This is a genomic window from Arthrobacter sp. IK3, from assembly GCF_051337705.1.
Taxonomy (GTDB): domain Bacteria; phylum Actinomycetota; class Actinomycetes; order Actinomycetales; family Micrococcaceae; genus Arthrobacter_B; species Arthrobacter_B koreensis.
In genome coordinates this window covers 89266-109905 of record NZ_JBPPSW010000010.1, presented here as the reverse complement: position 1 = coordinate 109905, position 20640 = coordinate 89266, and the positions used below count along the sequence as shown (strand labels likewise).

Here is a 20640-nt window from a genome sequence, read left to right as displayed (position 1 = left end):
TTCGTTACTGGTGAGGCAGGTGTGACCTCAGGAGGAGGCAGTTTTCACGGCGGGTGGGAATCTCCGCGCTGCCCCGGCCGTGCGTGCTTCAGCCGAGCAGGCACCTCCGTTCAGAGTCCACCCGGGACCTGGGGCGAACGGGACAAAACGGGCCGTCCGCCGCTCGGTCGTGCAGGCGTTCCCACCCTTCGTTGCTGGTGAGTCGGGTGTGGTCCCAGAAGGAAGCAGGTTTCACAGCGGGTGGGAATCTTCGCGCAGCCCCGTGCCGGCCCCGCTCCGCTCGACCCCCAGCCCGCCCGGCACCCGGTGCCCGGCCAGCCCGCCCGGCACCCGCCCCCCCGCCTACCCGACCGGGCACCTCCGCTCAGGAGACCACCCGGGTCCTGGGCCGAACGGGACCAAAAGGACCTTCCCGCCCCACGCCCGCGCAACCCCCACTACAGCCGAGGCGTCCGGGGAGGCTCGGTGCGTCGGGAACCGGTTGCCTCAAACGCAGCACCAAACCGGAGCAGCGCGTTGTCATCCCAGCCGCGCCCGGCGAAGGTCAGCCCCACCGGCATACCGATATCCGGCAGGGTGCCCATCGGCACGGTGACCGTTGGGATGCCAAGATGCCTCGGCACGAGGTTGCCGTTGGCCACCCAGACGCCGTTGCGCCAGGCAAGATCAGCAGACTCCGGGTTCACATCGGCGTCAGCTGGGGCAATGTCCGCCACGGCAGGGAACACCACGGCATCCAGTCCCAGCGAATCCATCCACACTTCCAGGTCGATCCGCCGGATTTCCTCCAGCCCGCGCACGCCGCCCGCCAGATGTGGAATGTCCGTGAAGGACTCCACCGGATGTTCCCGCACATGCTGCGGGTACATGGCGATGTCGTCGTCGAACCCGGTGTACCGGTCCGGCAGCGCACCCTCGGGATGCGGGAAGATGGCGGCGGCGTCGACGTCGGCCAGTGACATCAGCTTCGGATCCCCGTTGGCCGCCAGAAAGTCTTCCCACGCCCACGCAGACAGGTCCACGATTTCCCGGTGCAGGAACTCCGGGCTGACCAGCCCGCGGGTGGCGACGGACGGAGTGCCGGGCCGGTCACCCTCGTAGTTGGAGACCACCGGAAAGTCCACCTCCACCACCTCGGCACCGGCAGCTTCCAGATCACGGCGGGCAGCCCGCCACAGCTCGATCACGGTGTCCCGGGTTTCGATCCGCTGACCCGTCGGCCCGCCGATGCCGGGGGAGTCCGCCGTTCCGGCGTCGGGGTCCTCATTGATGTACATCTTCGGCACGCCGAAGCGCGTTCCGGACAGGACTCTGCGCGCGGCGGCGGTGCCCACGGCCAGGGACGGGTACGACGGCGGACGCACGTCGGACGCTGCAGGCACCTTCACCCACGGCTGGGCGCGCCAGAAATCGCCGCGCGTCTCGGCGTCGTCCGCCACAATGACGTCCAGGACCTCCAGCAGGTCCGCCATGGTGCGGGCATGCGGAACCACCACGTCCATGGTGGGCACCAGCGGCCAGTTGCCGCGGATGGAGATCACGCCGCGGGAGGGCGTGTAGGCGCAGAGTGCATTGCACGACGCCGGTGCCCGGCCGGAGGACCAGCTCTCCTCGCCGAGTCCGAACGCGGCGAAGCTGGCCGCCGTCGCCGTCCCGGACCCGTTGGAGGAACCGGACGCGAATGCCGACGTCAGGTACGCCGCGTTGTACGGACTTTCCGCGCGGCCGTAGAGCCCACGCTGCATGCCGCCGTTGGCCATGGGCGGCATGTTCGTCAGGCCGATCAGCACAGCCCCCGCATCGCGGAGCCGCCCGATGGTGAAGGCATCCTGCTGCGCCACCAGGTCCGCAAAGGCGGGGGAGCCGGCGGCGACGGTCAGCCCCCGGACCTTGAAACTGTTCTTCGACGTATACGGAATACCGTCCAGCGGGCCCAAGGTCTCTCCGCGGGCACGCCGGGCATCGGAGGCGCGGGCCTCCTCAAACACTCCGGGGTTCTCCACGATGACCGAGTTCAGCCGCGGCCCGGACCGGTCATAGGCCTCGATTCGCGCCAGGTAGGCAGTGACCAGTTCCTCGCTGGTGGTTTTCCCGGACTCCAGCGCATCCCGCAGTTCGGCAATGCCGGCTTCAACGACGTCGAACATCAGGCGCCCGGGGTCCGGGGAGCCGGCTGCTGCTGGGTAATGCAGTGGATGCCGCCGCCGAATTCGAAGATGTCCCGTGCATCCACGAGTTCGATGGCGCGGCTCGGGTAGGCGCGGGACAGGATGTCCGCGGCGGCGGCGTCGTTCGCGTCATTGAACCCGCAGAGGATCACCGCCCCATTGGCGACGTAGTGGTTGATGTAGGAGTAGTCCACGTACCCGTCCCCGGCATCGATAACCGTGGGGGCGGGAACATCGATGAGCTCCAGTTTCCGGCCGCGGGCGTCCGTTGCGGCTGCGAGGACGGCGCGGATTTCCTGCATGACCCCGTGGTCCGGGTGCGCCGGGTTGTCCTGCCGGTGCAGCAGAACCGTGCCCGGGGAGGCAAAACACGCAACGATGTCCACGTGGCCGCGGGTGCCGAATTCGTCGTAGTCGCGGGTCAGGCCGCGCGGCAGCCAGATGGCCTTGGAAGTGCCGAGCCGGGCGTGGATTTCGGCTTCGACGGATTCGCGGGTGGCGCCGGGGTTGCGGCCCGGATCCAGCTGCACGGTTTCGGTGAGCAGCACCGTGCCCTCGCCGTCGGTATGGAACCCGCCGCCTTCATTGACCAGCCTGCTGGAGTGCACCGGTACGCCGGCCTGGGCGGCGACGAACCGGCCCAGGTGCTTGTCCTGATCCCAGGCCGCCCAGTCCTGGGCACCCCAGCCGTTGAAGATCCAGTCCACGGCCGCCACGGAACCCTCCGCCGTGTGGACGAAGGTGGGCCCGGAGTCCCGCAGCCACGCATCGTCCAGGTCAGCGGCGAGGACTTTGATGCCGTCACCGAGGTATTCTCGGGCGGCGTCCAGGTCTGCCGGGTCGGCCAGGACCGTGACCGGCTCGTAGCGGGCGATGGTGCGCGCGACGGCGGACCAGGCAGCGCGCGCACGGTCCAGTGTGCTGCTGCCCGGCTCGCCAAAGGTCTCGTTCGACGGCGGAAACGCCATCCAGGTGCGCTCGTGGCGTGCCCATTCGGCGGGCATGGATGTGATGCTCGAAGACATATCGGTGGGTCCTTACGGGTCGTTTAGCTCAGGGTAGCGGCCGCGGCATCGAAGAACGTTTCACCGCCGTTAACGGTCAGTAACACGCCGCTGGCTAGGCGGGCTGTGGTGGAGGAGCCGCTGGCCGCAGGTGTTGCAACGCGGCGGGGTTCCAGGCCTAGAGGCTCCAGCCTGCCCGGACGGAACGGCGCGCCCGCTCGGGATCGTCCCCGGCGCCGGCGAAGAGTGCGCTGAGGATTGGAACGGTGTGCTGGAGGTTTTCGCGGGGAAGCGGGCCGCCGGCCACGAGGGAGAGCAAGCCGTGGGCGACAGCCCAGCTTTGGGTGGCGACGTCGAGCGCTACCGTGTCCGGGCGCAGGCGGCCGGCGTCGCGGGCGCGCGCGGCGGCCCGAACCAGATAGTCCAGGGTGGCATCGGCTGCGGGCAGGTCCACCAGTTCGATGCTGGCGTCGAACATGACCCGGTAAAGGTCCGGGTGATCCAGTCCGTGCCGGAGGTAGGCGCACACCAGGGCCGTGAGATCCTGCAGCGGATCGTCGGTGGAGGGGATTCCTGCGAATGCGTCCTCGAGCCCGGTGAACCCCTCCTGGCGCAGCGCCTGCCACATTCCTTCCATGCTGCCGAAGTGGGTGTAGACGGCCATGGTGGAGGCGCCCGTGCCGGCGACCAGGGAGCGGAGCGTCACGGGTTCGCGGTCGCGGAGCATGCGTGCTGCGCGCTCCAGGAGGCGTCGTCGAACCGCCGGATCAGTGGGGCGTGCCATGCCGTCAAGATTACATGGCATAGCAATGCTATGTTAACTCCAGTACGCCGCTCGGCAGCCCTGCCCGGCGGCACCAACCCGTGGTATCAACCCGTAAGGAGCCCGCCATGCCCGTGACACTGATGAACCCGGAAGCCCTGCCCGAGGTGCCGCTTTACCGCCAGGTTGCCGTTGCCTCCGGCTCGAAGATGGTCTTCCTCGCCGGCCAGGTGGCGGTGGACTCCTCGGGTGGTCTCGTGGGGGAGGGGGACCTCGCCGCACAGGTGGAACAGGTGTACCTGAACCTGGCCGCGGCCCTGGACGCAGCCGGTGCCACTTTTGCCGACGTCGCAAAGCTGACCTGCTACCTGGTGGACTACAAGCCCGAAGATTTCCCGCTGTTCATGGAAGGCCGTGACCGCGCCATCACAAAGCTCGGAATCACCGAACCGCTTCCGCCGTTCACCGGCATTGGCGTGGCAGCCCTGGCCGGTCCCGGCCTGCTGGTGGAGATCGAGGCAGTGGCCGTGCTGGACTGAGGTCCGGCCTCCCGCAGTGTCCGTGTCCGGGGTTAGGCTCCGGGCATGGGTTGGGGAGAATTCTGGCCGGCAGTCACGGACTGGGCCATTACGTGGATACCGGTGCTGGGTCCGCTGGGCATCCTTGCAACGGCGCTGGTGGCGTACTTTGCCTACCGCCAGAAGCTTGAAGCTGACCGCCGGGCTCAGTGGTGGGTGCGGGCACAGTGGGCGCTCGATGCCTCACTCAGTGCCGATCCGCGCCGTTCGCTGGCCGGGCTGGCCGTGCTGAATCACCTGAAGAGCTCCTCCCTGGCGACCCGGGAGGACCAGGAGCTCTTCCGGCTCATCGGGGCGGCGGTGCGGGAAGAACTGTCGGGTGCCGGTCCCGAGGCTCGTCTTCCCCCGCCGCGGGTTCCGGCGCCGCGGGCTTCCGAGGTGCGGGCTCAGGACACGCCGGTTTCTGAGGAGCGGGTTCCGGAGGCGGACGACGGCGGTCCCCGGGTGCTCCGGGGCAGGCTCCGGACGCGGGCCGGACCGGCGGCAGGGTCGATGCTGGAATCCGAGCTGAGGGCACAGGCGGAAAGGCTTGCAGGGGACGGGACGGAAGAGTCCGCGGTGTTGCTGGGTCCACCTGGCGCACCTACCGTGGGAGAAGCGCCAAACCACTGACCCGCAGGCTTGCCTGCCGGGACCGGACCAGCGAGGCAACTATGGGCTCCCAGCCGCACGACTCCCGGGGCTATCAGGGGTATCCGCCGCCGAATCGGAAAGACGGCCGGGGACTGGCAGCCGCCGGCCTGATCGCCGGCATCGCCGCACTGCTGCTGGTCTGGTTTCCCGCCCTCAACCTTCTGGCGATGGCGCTCGCCATCATCGGGCTTGGCCTCGGGATCGGAGCACTCGTAGCCGCCGGGAGGGCCCGCAGCTCGGCGAAGGGACTCTCCGTTGCAGCAGTCATCATTTCCGCCGCCGCGCTGGTGTTGAGCATTCTGGCCGCGGTGATGTGGGCGTCACTGTTCACGCCCATGGAGCGCAACACCGTGACTCCCTCGCCCGAGCCCACCCGTACGGCCACCGCCCCGCCGTCGTCATCCGCCGGGCCTGGCAGCCCCAGCGGACCGGCGTCGTCGTCTGTGCCCACCGGGACCTCGGGGACGTCCGCTCCCGCGACGCCCCCCAGCGGCGCGACGGCCTCGCGCTGAATGCAGGGAATGCGGCGCGGGCGTGGCGGGGAAAGCGCACATCCTTGTAGCGCTTCCCGGGCGCGCCTACCGTTGAAAGACCCGAAAAACCGACCCGCTGCCGGGAGGGCCAGGAACAGGGTTCCCCAGCTGCGGTGTCCGAATTCAGCGAGGCGATCATGGGTACTGGGCCAAACGATCCTATGTACGGCTATGGCGGGCAGGGGTATCAGGGGTATCCGCCTCCGCCGGGGCTGGTGCAGTCCAACAAGGGCAGGGGCATGGCGCTGGCAGGACTGATCCTGGGGATCGTGGCGCTGTTCCTGTTCTGGATTCCGATCATCAGCTGGGTGGCGCTGGTGCTGGCGCTTGTCGGCCTGGGGTTGGGCATCGCAGCGCTGGTGATCGCCGTCCGCGAGCGGACATCGGCCAAGGGGCTGTCCATCGCCGCGGTGGTGGTATCCGCCGTCGCGCTGCTTGCCGCCATCCTGGTCACCGCGTTCTGGGGTGCGCTGTTCAGTGCAGTACAGGACGAGGTGAACAGCAACTCCTCCTCCACAAGCGCACCGCGGTCCACGGCCGGTCCTTCCGCGTCCACGTCCAGTCCTTCCGCCTCCACGTCCGGGTCGGCCAGCACCGAACTGCTCCCAGTAGGTACAGCGGCGGAGGTGGGCGACTACACCGTCACGGTTTCCAGCGTCCAGCTTGACGCGACCGACGCGATCCTGGGCTTCAATGAATTCAACGAGGCACCCCAGGGGCAGTATGTGCTGCTCACCCTCGACGTCGTCTACAACGGCTACGAGGAGGGCGACCCGTGGCTGGACCTCACGCCGGCCTTCGTAGGTTCTGACAGCCGCCAGTATGACGAGTCGACGTGCACCGCCACCCTGGACCTGGACGGCACCTCGGTGCCGACACTCGAAAAAGGCGGCGCGGCCCAGTACGAGGTCTGCATGGACGTTCCTGCCGCGGCGCTTCCCGGCCAGCGCGTGCTGGTCGAGGAGACCTTCGGACTTACGGAACCGACCGAGGCGAGCTGGCGGACCGAGTAACGTCGCGGCGTCGTGCCCTTCCCGGCCAGCGCGAACCGACATCAAGCGCCGACGCATTGGACGCCACCAGTGCTCCGAGAATGAGGGCGAGGCCGGCCAGCTGCCCGGGAGAGAAAGCCTCGCCCAGCACTGCGGCGCCGGCCACCGCAGCGACTACTGGGCTGAGCAGGGACAGGAAACTGACGCCCGTCGCCGGCAGCCGGCCAATTCCGCGGAACCACAGCCAGTAGGCCAGTACGGTTCCCACCAGTGCCAGGTAGAGGTAGCCGGCAAGGTTTGCGCCGGTGAAGGCGGGCAGGGCGGGCCCTTCGACGGCGAGCATGACCGGCACCAGGAACACTCCTCCTGCCACCAGCTGCCACGCCGTGGATGTCAGCGGCCCGGCCGGTGGCTGCCAGCGCTTGGTCAGCACGATGCCCGCTGCCATCGAAGCGGCCCCGCCCAACGCCGCCAGCACCCCGGCGGCGTCGAGCCTGGCGTCCGCGGAGAGGACCAGCAGGCCCACCCCGGCGATTCCCGCCATGCCGGCACCGAGCTTCACCGGACCCAGGCGCTCGCCGAGTACCCGCGCAGCCAGGACTGTGACGAGCAGCGGCTGTACCGCCCCGACCATCGCCGCGACGCCACCCGGCAGGCGGTAGGCGGCGATGAACAGCAGTGCAAAGAAGGCACCGAAGTTGAGCAGCCCCAGCACGGCGGACTTCCACCACCAGGAGCCGGCAGGGAGGCGGCGGAGCAGGAGCAGCAGTACCAGTCCGGCGGGCAGGGAACGTAAGACGGCGGCGAGCAGGGGCCGGTCCGGCGGCAGCAACTCGGTGGTCACCAGATAGGTGGTGCCCCAGACGGCAGGCGCAAGGGCGGTCAGGAGGAGCAGGTTTATTTTGCTAAGCACTTAGCCATAATTGCCTAAGCGCTTAGCAAAGTCCAGAGCTGCCCACATCGAGATGGCAGAAACTGCACGTATGGCCCTTTATTCGGGCAGTTTCTGCCATCTCGATGGGGGAAACGCCTGACAAACCGGACGTGACATTGCGGTGATTGGATGCCGAAACGGGCTCGGTGCCTTCCGCTCCTGTAGTGCAGCAGGAAAGGCTGCCTAAGTATCCCCATTTCCGCAGGTCCCAAGGAGCTGGTTCCACGTGTTCTTTCCCTCGCACCGGCCGCGCACGCGCGTTGCCGCCGTACTCGCCGCCGTGTGCGCGGCTAGCCTGGTTGTTATGCCTGCTGCAGTCGCCTCGCCGGGTCCCGGCCACGGACAGGGTCACGGACCTGGCCATGGATCCGGGAGCACGCCAGGGCACGGCAGCAAGCCGGGACATCCAGGCAAACCGGCACATCCGGGAAAGCCGGACAAGCCCGGTAAACCGGGTGGCGAGAACACTGCGAGCATCACGGTCATGGGCACGTCCGACCTGCACGGCTACATCGAAAACTGGGACTACTTCAAGAACACGGAGTACGACGACGCCGCCGGCAACGATGTTGGCCTCGCCAAGATCTCCGGCCTGGTCAACCAGGTCCGCGCCGACCGCGGCGTGGACAATACGCTGCTGATCGACGCCGGCGACACCATCCAGGGCACATCGCTCACCGACTACTTCGCCAACGTTGAACCCATCACCGAGACCGGCGAGCTCCACCCAATGGCCGCGGCCATGAACGCCATGGATTACGACGCCGCAGCCCTGGGCAACCATGAATTCAACTACGGCACCGACCTGCTCGCCCGCTTCGAAGGGCAGCTGGACTTCCCGCTGCTCGCCGCCAACGCGGTGGATGAAGCCACCGGCCAGCCAGCCTTCGCTCCGTACATCATCAAGACGGTCAAGCCGAAGGGCGGCAAGCCCATCAAGGTGGGCATCCTGGGCCTGACCAACCCCGGCATCGCCATCTGGGACAAGGGCAACGTGGAAGGAAAGCTCCGCTTCCCGGGGCTGGTGGAAACGGCCGCTGAATATGTGCCGCAGATGAAAGCAGCGGGAGCCGACGTCGTTGTGGTCAGTGCTCACTCCGGCACCTCCGGCACGTCTTCCTACGGCGATGACCTGCCGCTGGAGAACGCCGCGACGCAGGTGGCCGAGGAAGTCCCCGGGATCGACGCGATCCTGGTGGGCCACGCGCACCAGGAAATCCCGGAGCACTTCGTCACCAACAAGGCCACCGGGGAACAGGTGCTGCTGACCGAACCGCTGAACTGGGGCATGCGGCTGTCCGTTCTGGACTTTGAACTGGCCAAGGTGCGCGGCAAGTGGGACGTGACATCGGCGTCGGCCTCCCTGCTCAATGCCAACACCGTCGAGGCGGACCCCGTGGTCTCGGACCTGGTCCGGGATGCGCATCAGCGGGTGATCGACTACGTGAACACGCCGGTTGGCACGGCGACGGAGACCATGTCCGCCGCGGAATCGCGGTACCGGGATACCGCCGTGATCGACTTCGTCAATGAGGTGCAGGCCCAGGCCGTCCAGCGCGCGCTCGCCGGCACTCCCGCGGGCGACCTCCCCGTGCTCTCACTCGCTGCCCCCTTCAGCCGCACGGCCGCCATCCCTGAAGGTCCGGTGACGATCCGCGACTTGGCCGGGCTCTACGTCTTCCCGAACACGCTCTACGCGGTGGACATGACCGGAGCGCAGATCAAGGACTACCTGGAGTACTCGGCGAAGTACTTCACCCAGACGGCGTCCGGTGCCCCAGTGGATCCGGAAACCCTGACCAACTCCGATGGGACGCCGGACTACAACTACGACATGTTCTCCGGCATCGGCTACGACATCGACATCAGTGCGCCGGTGGGGGAGCGGATCGCCAACCTGACGTACGACGGCGCTCCGCTGGATCCGGAGCAGCACTTCGCCGTCGCGACCAACAACTACCGCCAGTCCGGCGGCGGGAACTTCCCGCACATCGCCACGGCTCCGGTGCTGCTGAACCAGCAGACCGAAATCCGGCAGCTGCTGATCGACTACGTCGTGGCGAACCAGAGCATCAACCCGGCCGGCTTCGCGGAAGAGAACTGGCGGCTGGTCCGGGAGGGTGTACCCGTCTTCGGGTAACCAGACGGGTTCTTCTGCTGCCGGTTGGCACTTTTTCGACCGCCTGGAACCGGCCGGAAAAGTGCCAGGTGGCAGCAGAAACGAACATGTCACAACCCGGCACCTTGTTGTGACGTGCGTCATGCCTCCAGTACAGTGAATCCGAGCTTGATTCGAATATTGAACTAGTTGTTCAAATATCGAACACGAAGAACCAGAGAAGTGAGGACACTGTGCAGTTCCACCACCACGGCTACGTTTCCGGCGATCCGCGCATCGAACCGGCAGCCGGCGTCGGCCTTGACCGCCCCGAAGAGCTCCCCGAGGAAGTCGACGTCCTGATCGTGGGCTCCGGTCCCGCAGGCATGCTCGCCGCGGCACAGCTGTCCCAGTTCCCGAACATCACCACCCGCATCGTCGAGCGCCGCCCCGGCCGCCTGGTGATCGGCCAGGCCGACGGCATCCAGGCCCGGAGCGTGGAGACCTTCCAGGCGTTCGGCTTCGCCGAGGAAATCACCGCCGAGGCGTACCGCATCACGGAGATGTGCTTCTGGCGCCCGGACCCGGAAAACCCGGAGAACATCGTCCGCTCCGGCCGCGCGCTGGATGACCCGGCCGGGATCAGCGAGTTCCCGCACCTGATCGTCAACCAGGCCCGCGTCCTGGACTACTTCGCCCGGTTCATGGCGAACTCCCCGGCCCGCATGAAGCCGGACTACGGCTACGAGTTCGTGGACCTGGAGGTCGACGACGACGCCGAGTACCCGGTCACCGTCACCCTGCGCCGCACTGCAGGCGAGGACGAAGGCACCGAGCGCACGGTCAGGGCCAAGTATGTGGTGGGCTGCGACGGCGCCCGCAGCAAGGTCCGCCAGTCGATCGGCTCCACCCTGGCGGGCGACGCCGCGAACCACGCCTGGGGCGTCATGGACGTGCTGGCCTCCACCGACTTCCCGGATATCCGCACCAAGTGCGCCATCCAGTCCTCCAACGGCGGCTCGATCCTGCACATCCCGCGCGAAGGCGGACACCTTTTCCGCATGTACGTGGACCTCGGTGAAGTTCCGGAAGGCGACAACGGCGCCGTCCGCAAAACCAGCATCGACGAGATCATCGCCAAGGCCAACGCGATCCTGCACCCCTACACGCTGGACGTGCGGAACGTGGCCTGGCACAGCGTCTACGAGGTGGGGCACCGGCTTACCGACCGCTTCGACGACGTGAAGCCGGAGGAAGTGGGCACCCGCACGCCGCGCGTCTTCATTACCGGCGACGCCTGCCACACCCACAGCGCCAAGGCAGGCCAGGGCATGAACGTTTCAATGCAGGACGGTTTCAATATCGCCTGGAAGCTCGGCCACGTGCTGGACGGCCGTGCGCCGGAATCCCTGCTCTCCACCTACTCCGCCGAGCGCCAGGTGGTGGCCAAGAACCTGATCGACTTCGACAAGGAATGGTCCACCCTCATGGCCAAGAAGCCGGAGGAGTTCGAGAACCCTTCGGACCTCGAGGACTTCTACGTCCGTACCGCCGAATTCCCGGCCGGGTTCATGACCGAATACACTCCGTCGATGCTGATCGGCGAGGCGAAGCACCAGGACCTGGCCACCGGCTTTCCCATCGGCAAGCGCTTCAAGTCCGCCCCGGTGCTGCGGGTCAGCGACACCAACCCGCTGCAGCTGGGCCACCAGGCCAAGGCGGACGGCCGCTGGAGGATTTACGTCTTCGCTGACGCAGCTCCCGCCGGCACGCAGTCCGGCGTTACCGAACTGGCCGAGTGGCTGCGGAACGCGCCGGAATCCCCGCTCGCTGCGCAGCCGGCCGGCGGCGATGACGACGCGTGGTTCGACGTGAAGGTGATCTACCAGCAGGACCACACCGCAATCGACATCAATGCCGTGCCGCAGGTCTTCAAGCCGCAGGTTGGCCCGTTCCGCCTGACCGACCTCAACAAGGTCTACGGCGCCAACCCGGAGGAAGACATCTTCGAGGCGCGCGGCCTGGACCGCTCCGGCGTCGTGGTGGTGGTCCGTCCGGACCAGTACGTGGCGAACGTCCTGCCGCTGACGGCCACGGCCGAGCTGGCTGAGTTCTTCGCGCCGCTGTTGCCGGCACACCAGCCGCAGCACTAGCACACCTAAACAGAGGACGACGGCGGCACTTCCGGTGCCGCCGTCGTCCTCTGTTTAACGTCCGGCAGTTCCGCATACCCTGTCCGAACATCTTCGGTGCGCCGTACGCTGGGCTGAGCAGTGTTCCAGCTCCCGCCGGCCCAGGATGTGAGCAATGACCGAACCCGAACCAGGCCTGGGACAAAACCGCATCCGGACGCTGGCCGTGCTCTCGGTCCCGGCGGTCCTCATCGGCGTCGTCTCGGCGCTGATCCTCTTCGCCCTGGACGAGCTGAGCCGGCAGCTCCAGGACCTGCTCTGGGACGTCCTGCCGCATGCGGTGGGGATAGACCCCGACGGCGGCTGGTGGATCTTCGGGATGCTCACCGCCACCGGACTGGCAGTGGGCCTCATGGTGCGCTATCTGCCGGGCCACGCCGGACCCGACTCCGCCGCCGCGGAACTGGGCGGTTCAGCCCTCCCGCTGAAGGTGGTTCCCTCGCTGGCCGCGGTCGCCGTCCTGGGCCTGGCCGGCGGGGTGAGCCTGGGCCCGGAGAATCCGATCATCGCCATCAACACGGCTGTCCTGACCGCGCTGCTGGCCAGGTTCTTCCGCCGGGTGCCGGCACGGCTGGTCCTGGGCCTGACGATGGCCGGCACGGTCGGGGCGCTGTTCGGCACCCCGGTGGCCGCAGCCCTGCTCTTTACCGGGATGGCCGGCGCCATGGCGGGCCCCGGAGCCCTGTTCGACAAACTCTTCCTGCCGCTGGTCTCCGCCGGAGCGGGGGCGGCCGTCATGACCACGCTGGGCGGGACCATGCTGCCGGCCAGCATTCCGGAGGCGGGAAGCCCCGGCGGCTGGGACGTCCTGGCCGCCATGGCCATCGCCCCGCTCGCCGCAGCATTCGGACTGGCCGGGGTCCTCGCGTTCCGCTGGGCGCACCGGCAGTTCCGCCGCCGCCTGCGCAGCCCCGTCCTGTTCACCACGCTCGGCGGAGCGCTGCTGGGCCTGCTGGGTGTCCTGGGCGGTCCGCTCACGCTGTTCAAGGGCGCCGAAGAATCCGAGGAACTGCTGCACGGCCAGGGCGAGTCCTTTTCAACGCTGGCCGTTCTGGCTGCGGTGAAACTGGCGGCGCTGGTGGTGGCAGCCGCCGCCGGGTTCCGCGGCGGCCGGATCTTCCCGGCCGTGTTCGTGGGGGTCGCGTTTGGCCTGGCCGCGGGTGCCCTCCTGCCGGACATCCGCGCGGACGCCGCGGTGTCAGCCGCAGTGCTGGGCGTGGTGCTCGCCATCGCACGCGACGGATGGCTGGCACTGTTCATCGCCGTCGTCATTACCGGAGACGTGGCGGTGTCCGCCATGCTGTGCCTGGCGATCCTGCCCGCCTGGCTGGTGGTGACGCACGCTCCCCACATGGTGGCGGAGGACGACGGCGGTGCGCAGCCGGCGTAAGCGGAGAGGGGCTGTTGGCAGCCGGGACCGCGGGATACGATTCCGGCCACAGTCGATCGCAAAGGAGCAGGCATGAAAGCTGTACGAGTGCACCGCTACGGGGAAGACGCGCGCATTGACGACGTGCCGGAGCCGGAAATCACGGGACCGTGGGATGTGCTGGTGAAGGTGGGCGCCGCCGGAGTCTGCCGGACGGACCTGCACGTGCTGGAGGGGCAGTGGGATGCAATCCAGCGGCCGGAACTGCCCTACATCCTGGGCCACGAGAACGCCGGCTGGGTGCTTGAAACCGGCTCAGCCGTAACGAATGTGCAGCCCGGGGACACCGTGATCCTCCACCCGCTGGTCGCCTGCGGGCTCTGCGCTCCGTGCCGGGCAGGGGAGGACTCGCACTGCGAGGCATCGAGCTTTCCCGGCCTGAATGCCGACGGCGGCATGGCCGAACTGCTTAAGACCAGCGCCCGCGCCGTGGTGAAGCTGGATTCCTCCGTGGCGCCCGCGGACGTCGCTGCCCTCGCCGACGCCGGACTCACCGCCTACCACGCGGTGCGCAGGGCCGTTCCCCTGCTGCCGCCCGGCTCAGAAGCCGTGGTGATCGGCGCCGGCGGGCTGGGACACATTGGCGTGCAGTCCCTGAAGGCACTGACCCGGGCGCACATTACCGTGGTGGACACCTCCGATGCGGCCCTCGCACTGGCCAAGGAACTCGGTGCCGACGCGACCGTGAACCCCAACGACCTGCATCCCGCGGCCCGCGCCGTCGGCGAACCTCCGGCAGACGCCGTCGTGCTTGCCGTCCTGGACATCACCTGCGGGGGAGCGCACGTCGTCTTCGACTTTGTGGGCGAGCACGGCACCGAGATCACCGGCCCGGCGATGCTCCGTAACCGCGGCAGCTACTACGCCATCGGCTACGGCGGCACCGTGGCGCTGCCAACCATCGACTTGATATCCCGGGAAATCAGTGTGGTGGGAAACCTGGTGGGCACCTACCAGGACCTGGCGGAACTGATGACGCTGAACTCCCAGGGCGAGATTACCCTGCACACCACCACCTATGACCTCCTCGATGCGGTGCAGGCGCTGCATGATCTCGACGCCGGCAAACTCACCGGCCGGGCCATCCTGGTGCCAAACCCGTGAGTCAGCGGAACGCCGTGATGGAGCCGTTTCACCCTGAACGGTTGCGCTTGGGCTGGGATTCCTGACGGTGCGCAGGAGCTAGGACCGGGCAGCCGCCTGGGCCGCAGGCACCGAAGCCGCGGCCGGTGCGGCCGCCGGCGCCGCCAGCAGTTCGGAGAACGCCAGCTCGGCGGCACCAACCAGCAGCAGGTCCGCGCCGAGCGCCGCCCGGCGAATCTCCACCTGCCGGCCCAGGCCGCCGATTCCACCCTGGGCTACGGCATCCTGCAGCCGTTCCGGGTCGAAGGAAAACAGGACTCCGAGGAAGCCTCCCAGCAGGATGGTGCGCGGATTGAAGATGTTCACGAAGTTGACCAGTGCCTCGGCCAGCAGATCCAGCTGGCGGGCTGCCACGGCGTCGAACTCCGGCGTCCGGCGGCCGGACATGGCGGCTTCCAGTTCCTCGAGGTCTGCGTGCTCGAGTCCCAGCGGTGCCAGCAGCCCGCCCAGGTTCACCTCGGTTTCAAGGCAGCCGCGCCGGCCGCAGAAACAGGCCAGCCCGTCCGAGCGGACCAGCGTGTGGCCCAGTTCCCCCGCGAAACCCGCCTGCCCGCCCAGCGGCACACCGCCAACGACGGCGCCGCCGCCGATGCCGCTGGCACTTCCGTTGAGGTAAACCACGTCTGTCTGCCCCACACCGGCCCCGAAAACCGACTCGGCGAGGGTGCCGAGGGTGGCGTCGTTGCCCGCGAACGCCGGGAGTCCCAGCGCCCGGGACAGCGCCTGCGCGAATGGTTCATCCGTCCAGCCGAGGTGCGGTGCCAAACGCACGGATCCGTCCGCGCTGTCCACCAGCCCGGGCACCGCTGCGCCCACTCCCACTATCCGGTCCATCGTGGCCAGCTCAGCTGCCATGCCTTCCACCACCGCCCGGGTGATGCTCAGGGTTTCCGCAACTCCCGGCACGGCGGCGGCGTCGTACCGGACCCGGCGGTGCACCCTCCCGCCCAGGCCCACCAGGCCCACCGTCACGGCGTCGACGTCGGGATGCACTGCCAGCGCAGCCACACGTTCGTTGGGGTGGACCAGGGGGCTGGGCCGACCGGCGCGGCCGGCAGCGGCGGGCTCGGTCTCATACGCGAGTCCCAGGCGGGACAGCTCGGCGCCAAGTGCTCCGACGGTGGAACGGTTGAATCCGGTGAGGCGGGTCAGCTCGGCCCGGGACAACGCTCCGCGGCGGTGCAGCAGGGACAGCACCCGGGACAGGTTCTGTACGCGGATGCTGTCTGTGGCCGGTTTGCTCGGCATGCGCTGGGTCCTTTGCGGAGAGAACTGAACGCTTGATTGTTGCACGGAACACCATTTACAACACCACGTTGCGGCCGGAAAGCTCAGCCGGGAACCCATTGACAGCGGCTTGGGCCCTGCATATGTTGTTGACCACAACTAATTCAGCGGACCCACATTCTGGAGCAGAGCACCATGACAAAGACGCCAACACCTGCCGACCGCTTTACCTTTGGACTCTGGACCGTGGGGTGGACGGGCAATGACCCGTTCGGCACCGCGACCCGTGCAGACCTGGACCCCGTGGAGGCAATCCACAAGCTGGCCGACCTGGGCGCCTACGGCGTCACCTTCCACGATGATGACCTGGTGCCCTTCGGTTCCTCTTCCCAGGAACGGGACCTGATCCTCAAGCGCTTCCGCGCCGCGCTGGCGGACACCGGCCTGCAGGTTCCCATGGTCACCACCAACCTGTTCAGCCACCCGGTCTTCAAGGACGGCGGCTTCTCCTCCAATGACCGTTCGGTGCGGCGCTTCGCCCTCCGCAAGGTCCTGCGCAACCTGGACCTCGCCGCCGAACTGGGGGCCAAGACCTTCGTCATGTGGGGCGGGCGCGAAGGCGCGGAGTATGACGGCTCCAAGGACATCTCCGCGGCGCTGGACCGCATGCGCGAAGGCGTGGACACCGCCGCCGGATACATCAAGGACCAGGGCTATGACCTGCGGATCGCTCTGGAGCCCAAGCCCAACGAACCGCGCGGAGACATCCTGCTGCCCACCGTTGGCCACGCCCTGGGATTCATCGCCCAGCTGGAACACCAGGACATCGTGGGCCTGAACCCGGAAACCGGGCACGAGCAGATGGCCGGGCTGAACTACACGCACGGCATTGCGCAGGCGCTCTGGGCCGGCAAGCTCTTCCACATTGACCTCAACGGCCAGAAGTCCATCAAGTATGACCAGGACCTCGTCTTCGGCCACGGTGACCTGACCAGCGCGTTCTTCACCGTGGACCTGCTGGAGAACGGCTTCCCGAACGGCGGCCCGGTCTACGACGGCCCGCGGCACTTCGACTACAAGCCCTCCCGCACCGACGGGTATGACGGCGTGTGGGAATCGGCAGCGGCGAACATGTCCATGTACCTGCTGCTGAAGGAACGCGCCCAGGCCTTCCGCGCCGATCCGGAGGTCCAGGAAGCCCTGGCCGCGTCCGGCGTCGGAGAACTGGCCGAACCCACGCTGGCAGCGGGGGAGAGCACCGCTGACCTCCTTGCGGACACCGCGGCGTTCGACGAGTTCGACGCCGATGCCGCCGCCCAGCGCTCCTTCGGCTTCATCCGGCTCAACCAGCTCGCCATGGAGCACCTGCTCGGCTCCCGCTAGGGGGTTTGCTAGCATCCATGGTTCCGGGCACTGAAGCCCGCTCCACCTGTTGAAAGGTCCGTTATGCCGCTTGTCGCAGGAGTGGACAGCTCCACGCAGTCCTGCAAGGTCGTTATCCGCGACGCCGAAACCGGGGCCCTGCACCGTCAGGGAACAGCCCGGCACGCGCCCGGGACCGAGGTGGATCCGGAAACCTGGTGGCGGGCACTGCTGGAGGCCGCCGCGGCCGCCGGCGGCCTGGACGACGTTGCCGCAGTGGCAGTCTCCGGACAGCAGCACGGCATGGTCTGCCTGGACGCAGACGGGGCAGTGGTGCGGGACGCGCTGCTCTGGAACGACACACGGTCCGCCGCCGCGGCCCGGCAACTGATTGAGGATGCCGGGCCCGACGGCGCGGCCTACTGGGCGGAAACCACCGGGACGGTGCCGGTTGCCTCCATAACGGCAGCGAAACTCAAATGGCTGGCGGAGAACGAACCCGAAAACGCCGCCCGGACCGCCGCAGTGTGCCTGCCCCATGACTGGCTGTCCTGGCGGCTGGCCGGGCACGGCCCGGGAAGCGGCGGGCTGGCCGCCCTCCGCACGGACCGCTCCGACGCTTCCGGGACCGGCTACTGGTCTCCGGCAACCGGCCAGTACCTGCCGGAAGTCCTGGATGCGACGCTCGGGCACGTTCCTGCGCTCCCAGTGGTCCTCGGCCCGCTGGAACCCGGGCTGCAGACGCCGGCGGGTACCGTAATCGGCCCCGGAACGGGGGACAACGCCGGTGCCGCGCTCGGCGTCGGCGCCACGGTGGGTGACGTAGTAGTGTCCGTGGGAACCTCCGGGACGGTCTTTGCGGTGACCGAGGATCCCACGGCGGACGTCACGGGCCTGGTGGCCGGGTTCGCGGACGCCACCGGCAACTTCCTTCCGCTGGCCGCCACGCTGAACGCCTCCCGGGTCCTGGATGCGACGGCAGGTGTGCTCGGCGTCGATCTTCCAGCCCTCACCGAACTGGCCCTGGCCGCCGAACCCGGCGCCGGAGGACTTTCACTGGTTCCCTACTTTGAGGGGGAGCGCACGCCCAACCTTCCCGAGGCGCAGGCCAGCCTGCACGGCATGACCCTCGCCAACTACACTCCTGCCAACCTGGCCCGTGCTGCCTTCGAAGGCGTGGCCTGCTCGCTGGCTGACGCCTTCCGCGCCGTAACCGGCCTTGGGATCGAGGCGCGGCGAGTCATCCTGGTGGGCGGAGGGGCGCGCTCGGCTGCCATGCAGCAGACGCTTTCCTCCGTGCTGGGGATGCCGGTGGACGTGCCGGAGCCCGGGGAATACGTGGCCGACGGCGCTGCCCGCCAGGCGGCCGCGGTGCTCTCGGGGGCCTGGCCGGAGTGGAAAACCCAGGACTCGCTGACGGTATCCGCCCCCGCGGCGCCGCAGGTGCTGGAACGTTACCGGTCCGCGGCGCAGCGTATGCACGGTTCCGCCAGCTGACCTGCGCCGAAGCAATACCTGCGGCAACGGCAAGCCTGTTTGCCATGGATAAAAACTAATGGGTACTGTGACGGGCGTAACACCGGTATCCGGCGCACTGGAGCGCCGCAGAATTATGGACGGAATAAAGCAATGAAAGCTACCTGCAGTGAACCGCTGCAGCCGGATGGAACCGTCCGCTGGCCGTATTCCCATCCCGGCAGGCCCGCACCGGGCACCCGGGCATGAGCGCCCTTAAACCGGCCACCGCACCCCAGCAGGAATCACCGAAAACCGCGCCCGAGCGCGTCACGGACCGCGGCAGCATCCGGGCCCTGTGGTACCTCGTTCCCGCGCTGGTGGTCTTCGCGCTGTTCCTCTTCTACCCGCTGGGCCGGTCCGTCTTCCTCTCCTTCCAGGGCAGCGACCTCTTTGGCCGCCCCTCCGGATTCGTCGGATTTGACCAGTACATCCGCATGTTCACGGACAGCGGCTTCTGGACCGTCATGGGCGTAACCCTCGGATTCACGGTGCTGACCGTGATTCCGTCCATCGGCATCGCACTGGCGCTTGCGCTGCTGCTGCACCAGAAGATCAAGGGCATCCGGTTCTTCCGGACGGCCTTCGCCCTTCCGTTCGCCTACTCCGTGGCCACCGCGTCGGTCATCTTCGGCGTGATGTTCAACCAGGCCACCGGCGTGCTGAACGGCATGCTCGGCTTTTTCGGGTTTGACCGGGTCGGCTGGCTCACGGACCCGGCCTGGGCCCTGGTATCGGTATCCCTGGCCACGGTGTGGATGCAGCTCGGCTACAACCTGCTCGTGCTCTCCGCCGGACTCGGCGCGGTCTCCGAAGACGTGGTGGAGGCAGCCCGGCTGGACGGTGCCCACGGCTGGCGGATGCAGCGGTCAATCATCATGCCGCTGCTCACCCCGCAGATGTTCTTCCTGCTGGTCACCGGAACCATCCACGCCCTGCAGAGCTTCGGGCAGATCCACATCCTCACCAAGGGCGGACCACAGGACAGCACCACCACGCTCGTGTACTCCATCTACGAGCAGGCATTCGCCAACAACAACTCAAACTTCGGCTACGCGTCCGCGCAGGCCGTGGTGCTTCTGATCATCGTGGTAGTGGTGTCCGCCATCCAATTCGGTGTCCTGGAACGGAAGGTCTTCTACCGATGAGCCGCACAGCACCCCCCGCGCCCGCGAAGCCGCCTGCGGCAGCGGGCCGTCCCCGGGACCTGAAGAAGAGCCAGCGCCGTCCCCTGACGCCCGGCAGGCTCCTGACCTACGCCGCGCTGAGCGTCGGCGCCGTCATCGTCCTCTTTCCCGTCTACTTCGGTTTCGTCGGCTCCTTCATGGGCCCGGCAGACATCAACGCCTATCCGGCGTCGCTGTGGCCGTTCAACGGATTCCGGGTGGAGAACTTCGCCGGTGCGCTGAACTCGATCCCGCTCGGACGGCAGTACGTGAACTCCGTTGTCATGGCAGGCCTGATCACGCTGGGCCAGCTGGTGACCTCCCTGCTGGCGGCCTACGCGCTGGTCTTCCTGAAAGTGCGGGGCCGGGCCTTCTGGTTCGCCCTGTTCCTGTGCAGCATGATGGTGCCGGCCGAAGCCATCATCATCCCGAACTACCTGACCATGTCCTCCGCCGGACTGATCAATACGATTCCGGCGCTGACCCTGCCCTTCCTGGCACACGGATTCGGCATCTTCCTGCTTCGGCAGGCGTTCCTGTCCTTCCCGACGGAACTCTGGGAAGCAGCCAAGATCGACGGCGCCGGGCACTTCCGGTTCCTGATCTCGGTGCTGGTTCCGCTGTCCAAGCCCACCCTGGCGGCACTGGGAATCTGGGCCTTCCTCTCGGCCTGGAACATGTACTTCTGGCCGCTGCTGGTAACCCAGACCCCGGAGATGCAGACCATCCAGATTGGCATCACCCAGCTGCGCTCCGCGGACAACTTCAACGCCGGGCTTGTCCTGGCCGGAACGGTCCTGGCCATCATTCCCACCCTGCTGCTGGTCATCTTCGGTCAGCGCTTCATCGTCCGCGGCCTGACCGCGGGTTCCATCAAATAAACGCACCCCGGCCAAACACCAC

Annotated in this window: 17 protein-coding genes; 12 read left to right on the top strand and 5 right to left on the bottom strand. The window is 67.7% G+C overall.

Annotated elements, in window-relative coordinates; translation table 11 throughout:
• Window positions 1-437: 437 nt before the first annotated feature.
• From ACSLGO_RS14065 to ACSLGO_RS14055, 3 genes are all read right to left on the bottom strand, one after another.
• On the bottom strand, window positions 438-2147 hold the full coding sequence (locus tag ACSLGO_RS14065) for an amidase (RefSeq protein ID WP_436401325.1): 1710 nt from the start codon (window positions 2145-2147) through the stop codon (window positions 438-440).
• Window positions 2147-3193: an agmatine deiminase family protein gene (locus tag ACSLGO_RS14060; protein WP_436401324.1), complete on the bottom strand. Its 1047-nt coding sequence runs from the start codon at window positions 3191-3193 to the stop codon at window positions 2147-2149. The genes ACSLGO_RS14065 and ACSLGO_RS14060 overlap by 1 nt, the downstream gene beginning before the upstream one ends.
• A gap of 157 nt (window positions 3194-3350) precedes the next feature.
• Entirely contained in the window at window positions 3351-3956 is a 606-nt protein-coding gene (locus ACSLGO_RS14055; protein WP_377956067.1) for a TetR/AcrR family transcriptional regulator, read from the bottom strand.
• 107 nt (window positions 3957-4063) lie between these two features.
• Between ACSLGO_RS14055 and ACSLGO_RS14050 the strand changes: the two genes are divergently transcribed.
• The 4 genes from ACSLGO_RS14050 (at window position 4064) to ACSLGO_RS14035 (ending at window position 6692) form a co-directional block, all read left to right on the top strand.
• Window positions 4064-4474 carry a RidA family protein gene (locus tag ACSLGO_RS14050; protein WP_377956068.1) on the top strand — a complete coding sequence of 137 codons (411 nt, stop codon included), beginning with the start codon at window positions 4064-4066 and terminating at the stop codon, window positions 4472-4474.
• A 45-nt stretch (window positions 4475-4519) separates the two neighbouring features.
• Window positions 4520-5125 carry a hypothetical protein gene (locus tag ACSLGO_RS14045; RefSeq protein ID WP_436401323.1) on the top strand — a complete coding sequence of 202 codons (606 nt, stop codon included), beginning with the start codon at window positions 4520-4522 and terminating at the stop codon, window positions 5123-5125.
• 41 nt (window positions 5126-5166) lie between these two features.
• Window positions 5167-5658, top strand: a complete 492-nt coding sequence (locus ACSLGO_RS14040) for a hypothetical protein (RefSeq protein ID WP_436401322.1) — start codon at window positions 5167-5169, stop codon at window positions 5656-5658.
• A 158-nt stretch (window positions 5659-5816) separates the two neighbouring features.
• Window positions 5817-6692 (top strand): hypothetical protein, encoded by an 876-nt coding sequence (locus tag ACSLGO_RS14035; RefSeq protein WP_436401321.1) that lies wholly within the window; start codon window positions 5817-5819, stop codon window positions 6690-6692.
• Here ACSLGO_RS14035 and ACSLGO_RS14030 read toward each other — a convergent pair.
• A complete protein-coding gene (locus ACSLGO_RS14030; RefSeq protein WP_436401320.1) occupies window positions 6655-7584 on the bottom strand; it encodes an EamA family transporter in 930 nt (309 codons plus the stop codon). The two genes, ACSLGO_RS14035 and ACSLGO_RS14030, sit on opposite strands and share 38 nt — an antisense overlap.
• 505 nt (window positions 7585-8089) lie before the next feature.
• Here ACSLGO_RS14030 and ACSLGO_RS14025 point away from each other — a divergent pair.
• The 4 genes from ACSLGO_RS14025 (at window position 8090) to ACSLGO_RS14010 (ending at window position 14428) form a co-directional block, all read left to right on the top strand.
• A complete protein-coding gene (locus tag ACSLGO_RS14025) occupies window positions 8090-9745 on the top strand; it encodes a bifunctional metallophosphatase/5'-nucleotidase (RefSeq protein ID WP_436401319.1) in 1656 nt (551 codons plus the stop codon).
• 212 nt (window positions 9746-9957) lie between these two features.
• Window positions 9958-11856: an FAD-binding monooxygenase gene (locus ACSLGO_RS14020; RefSeq protein ID WP_419243008.1), complete on the top strand. Its 1899-nt coding sequence runs from the start codon at window positions 9958-9960 to the stop codon at window positions 11854-11856.
• 154 nt (window positions 11857-12010) lie between these two features.
• A complete protein-coding gene (locus ACSLGO_RS14015; RefSeq protein ID WP_436401318.1) occupies window positions 12011-13285 on the top strand; it encodes an ion channel protein in 1275 nt (424 codons plus the stop codon).
• Window positions 13286-13357: 72 nt separating this feature from the next.
• Entirely contained in the window at window positions 13358-14428 is a 1071-nt protein-coding gene (locus tag ACSLGO_RS14010) for an NAD(P)-dependent alcohol dehydrogenase (protein ID WP_433123068.1), read from the top strand.
• Window positions 14429-14506: 78 nt separating this feature from the next.
• Here the strand turns inward: ACSLGO_RS14010 and ACSLGO_RS14005 are convergent, their stop codons facing one another.
• Window positions 14507-15715, bottom strand: coding sequence for an ROK family transcriptional regulator (locus tag ACSLGO_RS14005; protein WP_436401317.1), 1209 nt, complete (start codon window positions 15713-15715; stop codon window positions 14507-14509).
• A gap of 174 nt (window positions 15716-15889) precedes the next feature.
• On the opposite strand from ACSLGO_RS14005, the gene xylA reads away from it, so the two are divergent.
• The 4 genes from xylA (at window position 15890) to ACSLGO_RS13985 (ending at window position 20618) form a co-directional block, all read left to right on the top strand.
• Window positions 15890-17077: a xylose isomerase gene (xylA, locus tag ACSLGO_RS14000; protein ID WP_263128425.1), complete on the top strand. Its 1188-nt coding sequence runs from the start codon at window positions 15890-15892 to the stop codon at window positions 17075-17077.
• A 63-nt stretch (window positions 17078-17140) separates the two neighbouring features.
• Complete coding sequence (locus tag ACSLGO_RS13995) at window positions 17141-18553, top strand: xylulokinase (RefSeq protein ID WP_377956073.1); 1413 nt, start codon at window positions 17141-17143, stop codon at window positions 18551-18553.
• A gap of 224 nt (window positions 18554-18777) precedes the next feature.
• Window positions 18778-19719: a carbohydrate ABC transporter permease gene (locus ACSLGO_RS13990; RefSeq protein WP_091607246.1), complete on the top strand. Its 942-nt coding sequence runs from the start codon at window positions 18778-18780 to the stop codon at window positions 19717-19719.
• Window positions 19716-20618 carry a carbohydrate ABC transporter permease gene (locus tag ACSLGO_RS13985; RefSeq protein ID WP_436401316.1) on the top strand — a complete coding sequence of 301 codons (903 nt, stop codon included), beginning with the start codon at window positions 19716-19718 and terminating at the stop codon, window positions 20616-20618. Before ACSLGO_RS13990 ends, ACSLGO_RS13985 begins: the two co-directional genes overlap by 4 nt.
• The last annotated feature ends 22 nt before the right edge of the window (window positions 20619-20640 follow it).

Coding starts and splice junctions, on each gene's coding strand:
- ACSLGO_RS14065 (WP_436401325.1), bottom strand. CDS start 2,147: ATGTTCGACGTCGTTGAAGCCGGCATTGCCGAACTGCGGGATGCGCTG.
- ACSLGO_RS14005 (WP_436401317.1), bottom strand. CDS start 15,715: ATGCCGAGCAAACCGGCCACAGACAGCATCCGCGTACAGAACCTGTCC.
- ACSLGO_RS14015 (WP_436401318.1), top strand. CDS start 12,011: ATGACCGAACCCGAACCAGGCCTGGGACAAAACCGCATCCGGACGCTG.
- ACSLGO_RS14055 (WP_377956067.1), bottom strand. CDS start 3,956: ATGGCACGCCCCACTGATCCGGCGGTTCGACGACGCCTCCTGGAGCGC.
- ACSLGO_RS14035 (WP_436401321.1), top strand. CDS start 5,817: ATGGGTACTGGGCCAAACGATCCTATGTACGGCTATGGCGGGCAGGGG.
- ACSLGO_RS14060 (WP_436401324.1), bottom strand. CDS start 3,193: ATGTCTTCGAGCATCACATCCATGCCCGCCGAATGGGCACGCCACGAG.
- xylA (WP_263128425.1), top strand. CDS start 15,890: ATGACAAAGACGCCAACACCTGCCGACCGCTTTACCTTTGGACTCTGG.
- ACSLGO_RS14010 (WP_433123068.1), top strand. CDS start 13,358: ATGAAAGCTGTACGAGTGCACCGCTACGGGGAAGACGCGCGCATTGAC.
- ACSLGO_RS13985 (WP_436401316.1), top strand. CDS start 19,716: ATGAGCCGCACAGCACCCCCCGCGCCCGCGAAGCCGCCTGCGGCAGCG.
- ACSLGO_RS13995 (WP_377956073.1), top strand. CDS start 17,141: ATGCCGCTTGTCGCAGGAGTGGACAGCTCCACGCAGTCCTGCAAGGTC.
- ACSLGO_RS14025 (WP_436401319.1), top strand. CDS start 8,090: ATGGGCACGTCCGACCTGCACGGCTACATCGAAAACTGGGACTACTTC.
- ACSLGO_RS14040 (WP_436401322.1), top strand. CDS start 5,167: ATGGGCTCCCAGCCGCACGACTCCCGGGGCTATCAGGGGTATCCGCCG.
- ACSLGO_RS13990 (WP_091607246.1), top strand. CDS start 18,778: ATGAGCGCCCTTAAACCGGCCACCGCACCCCAGCAGGAATCACCGAAA.
- ACSLGO_RS14050 (WP_377956068.1), top strand. CDS start 4,064: ATGCCCGTGACACTGATGAACCCGGAAGCCCTGCCCGAGGTGCCGCTT.
- ACSLGO_RS14045 (WP_436401323.1), top strand. CDS start 4,520: ATGGGTTGGGGAGAATTCTGGCCGGCAGTCACGGACTGGGCCATTACG.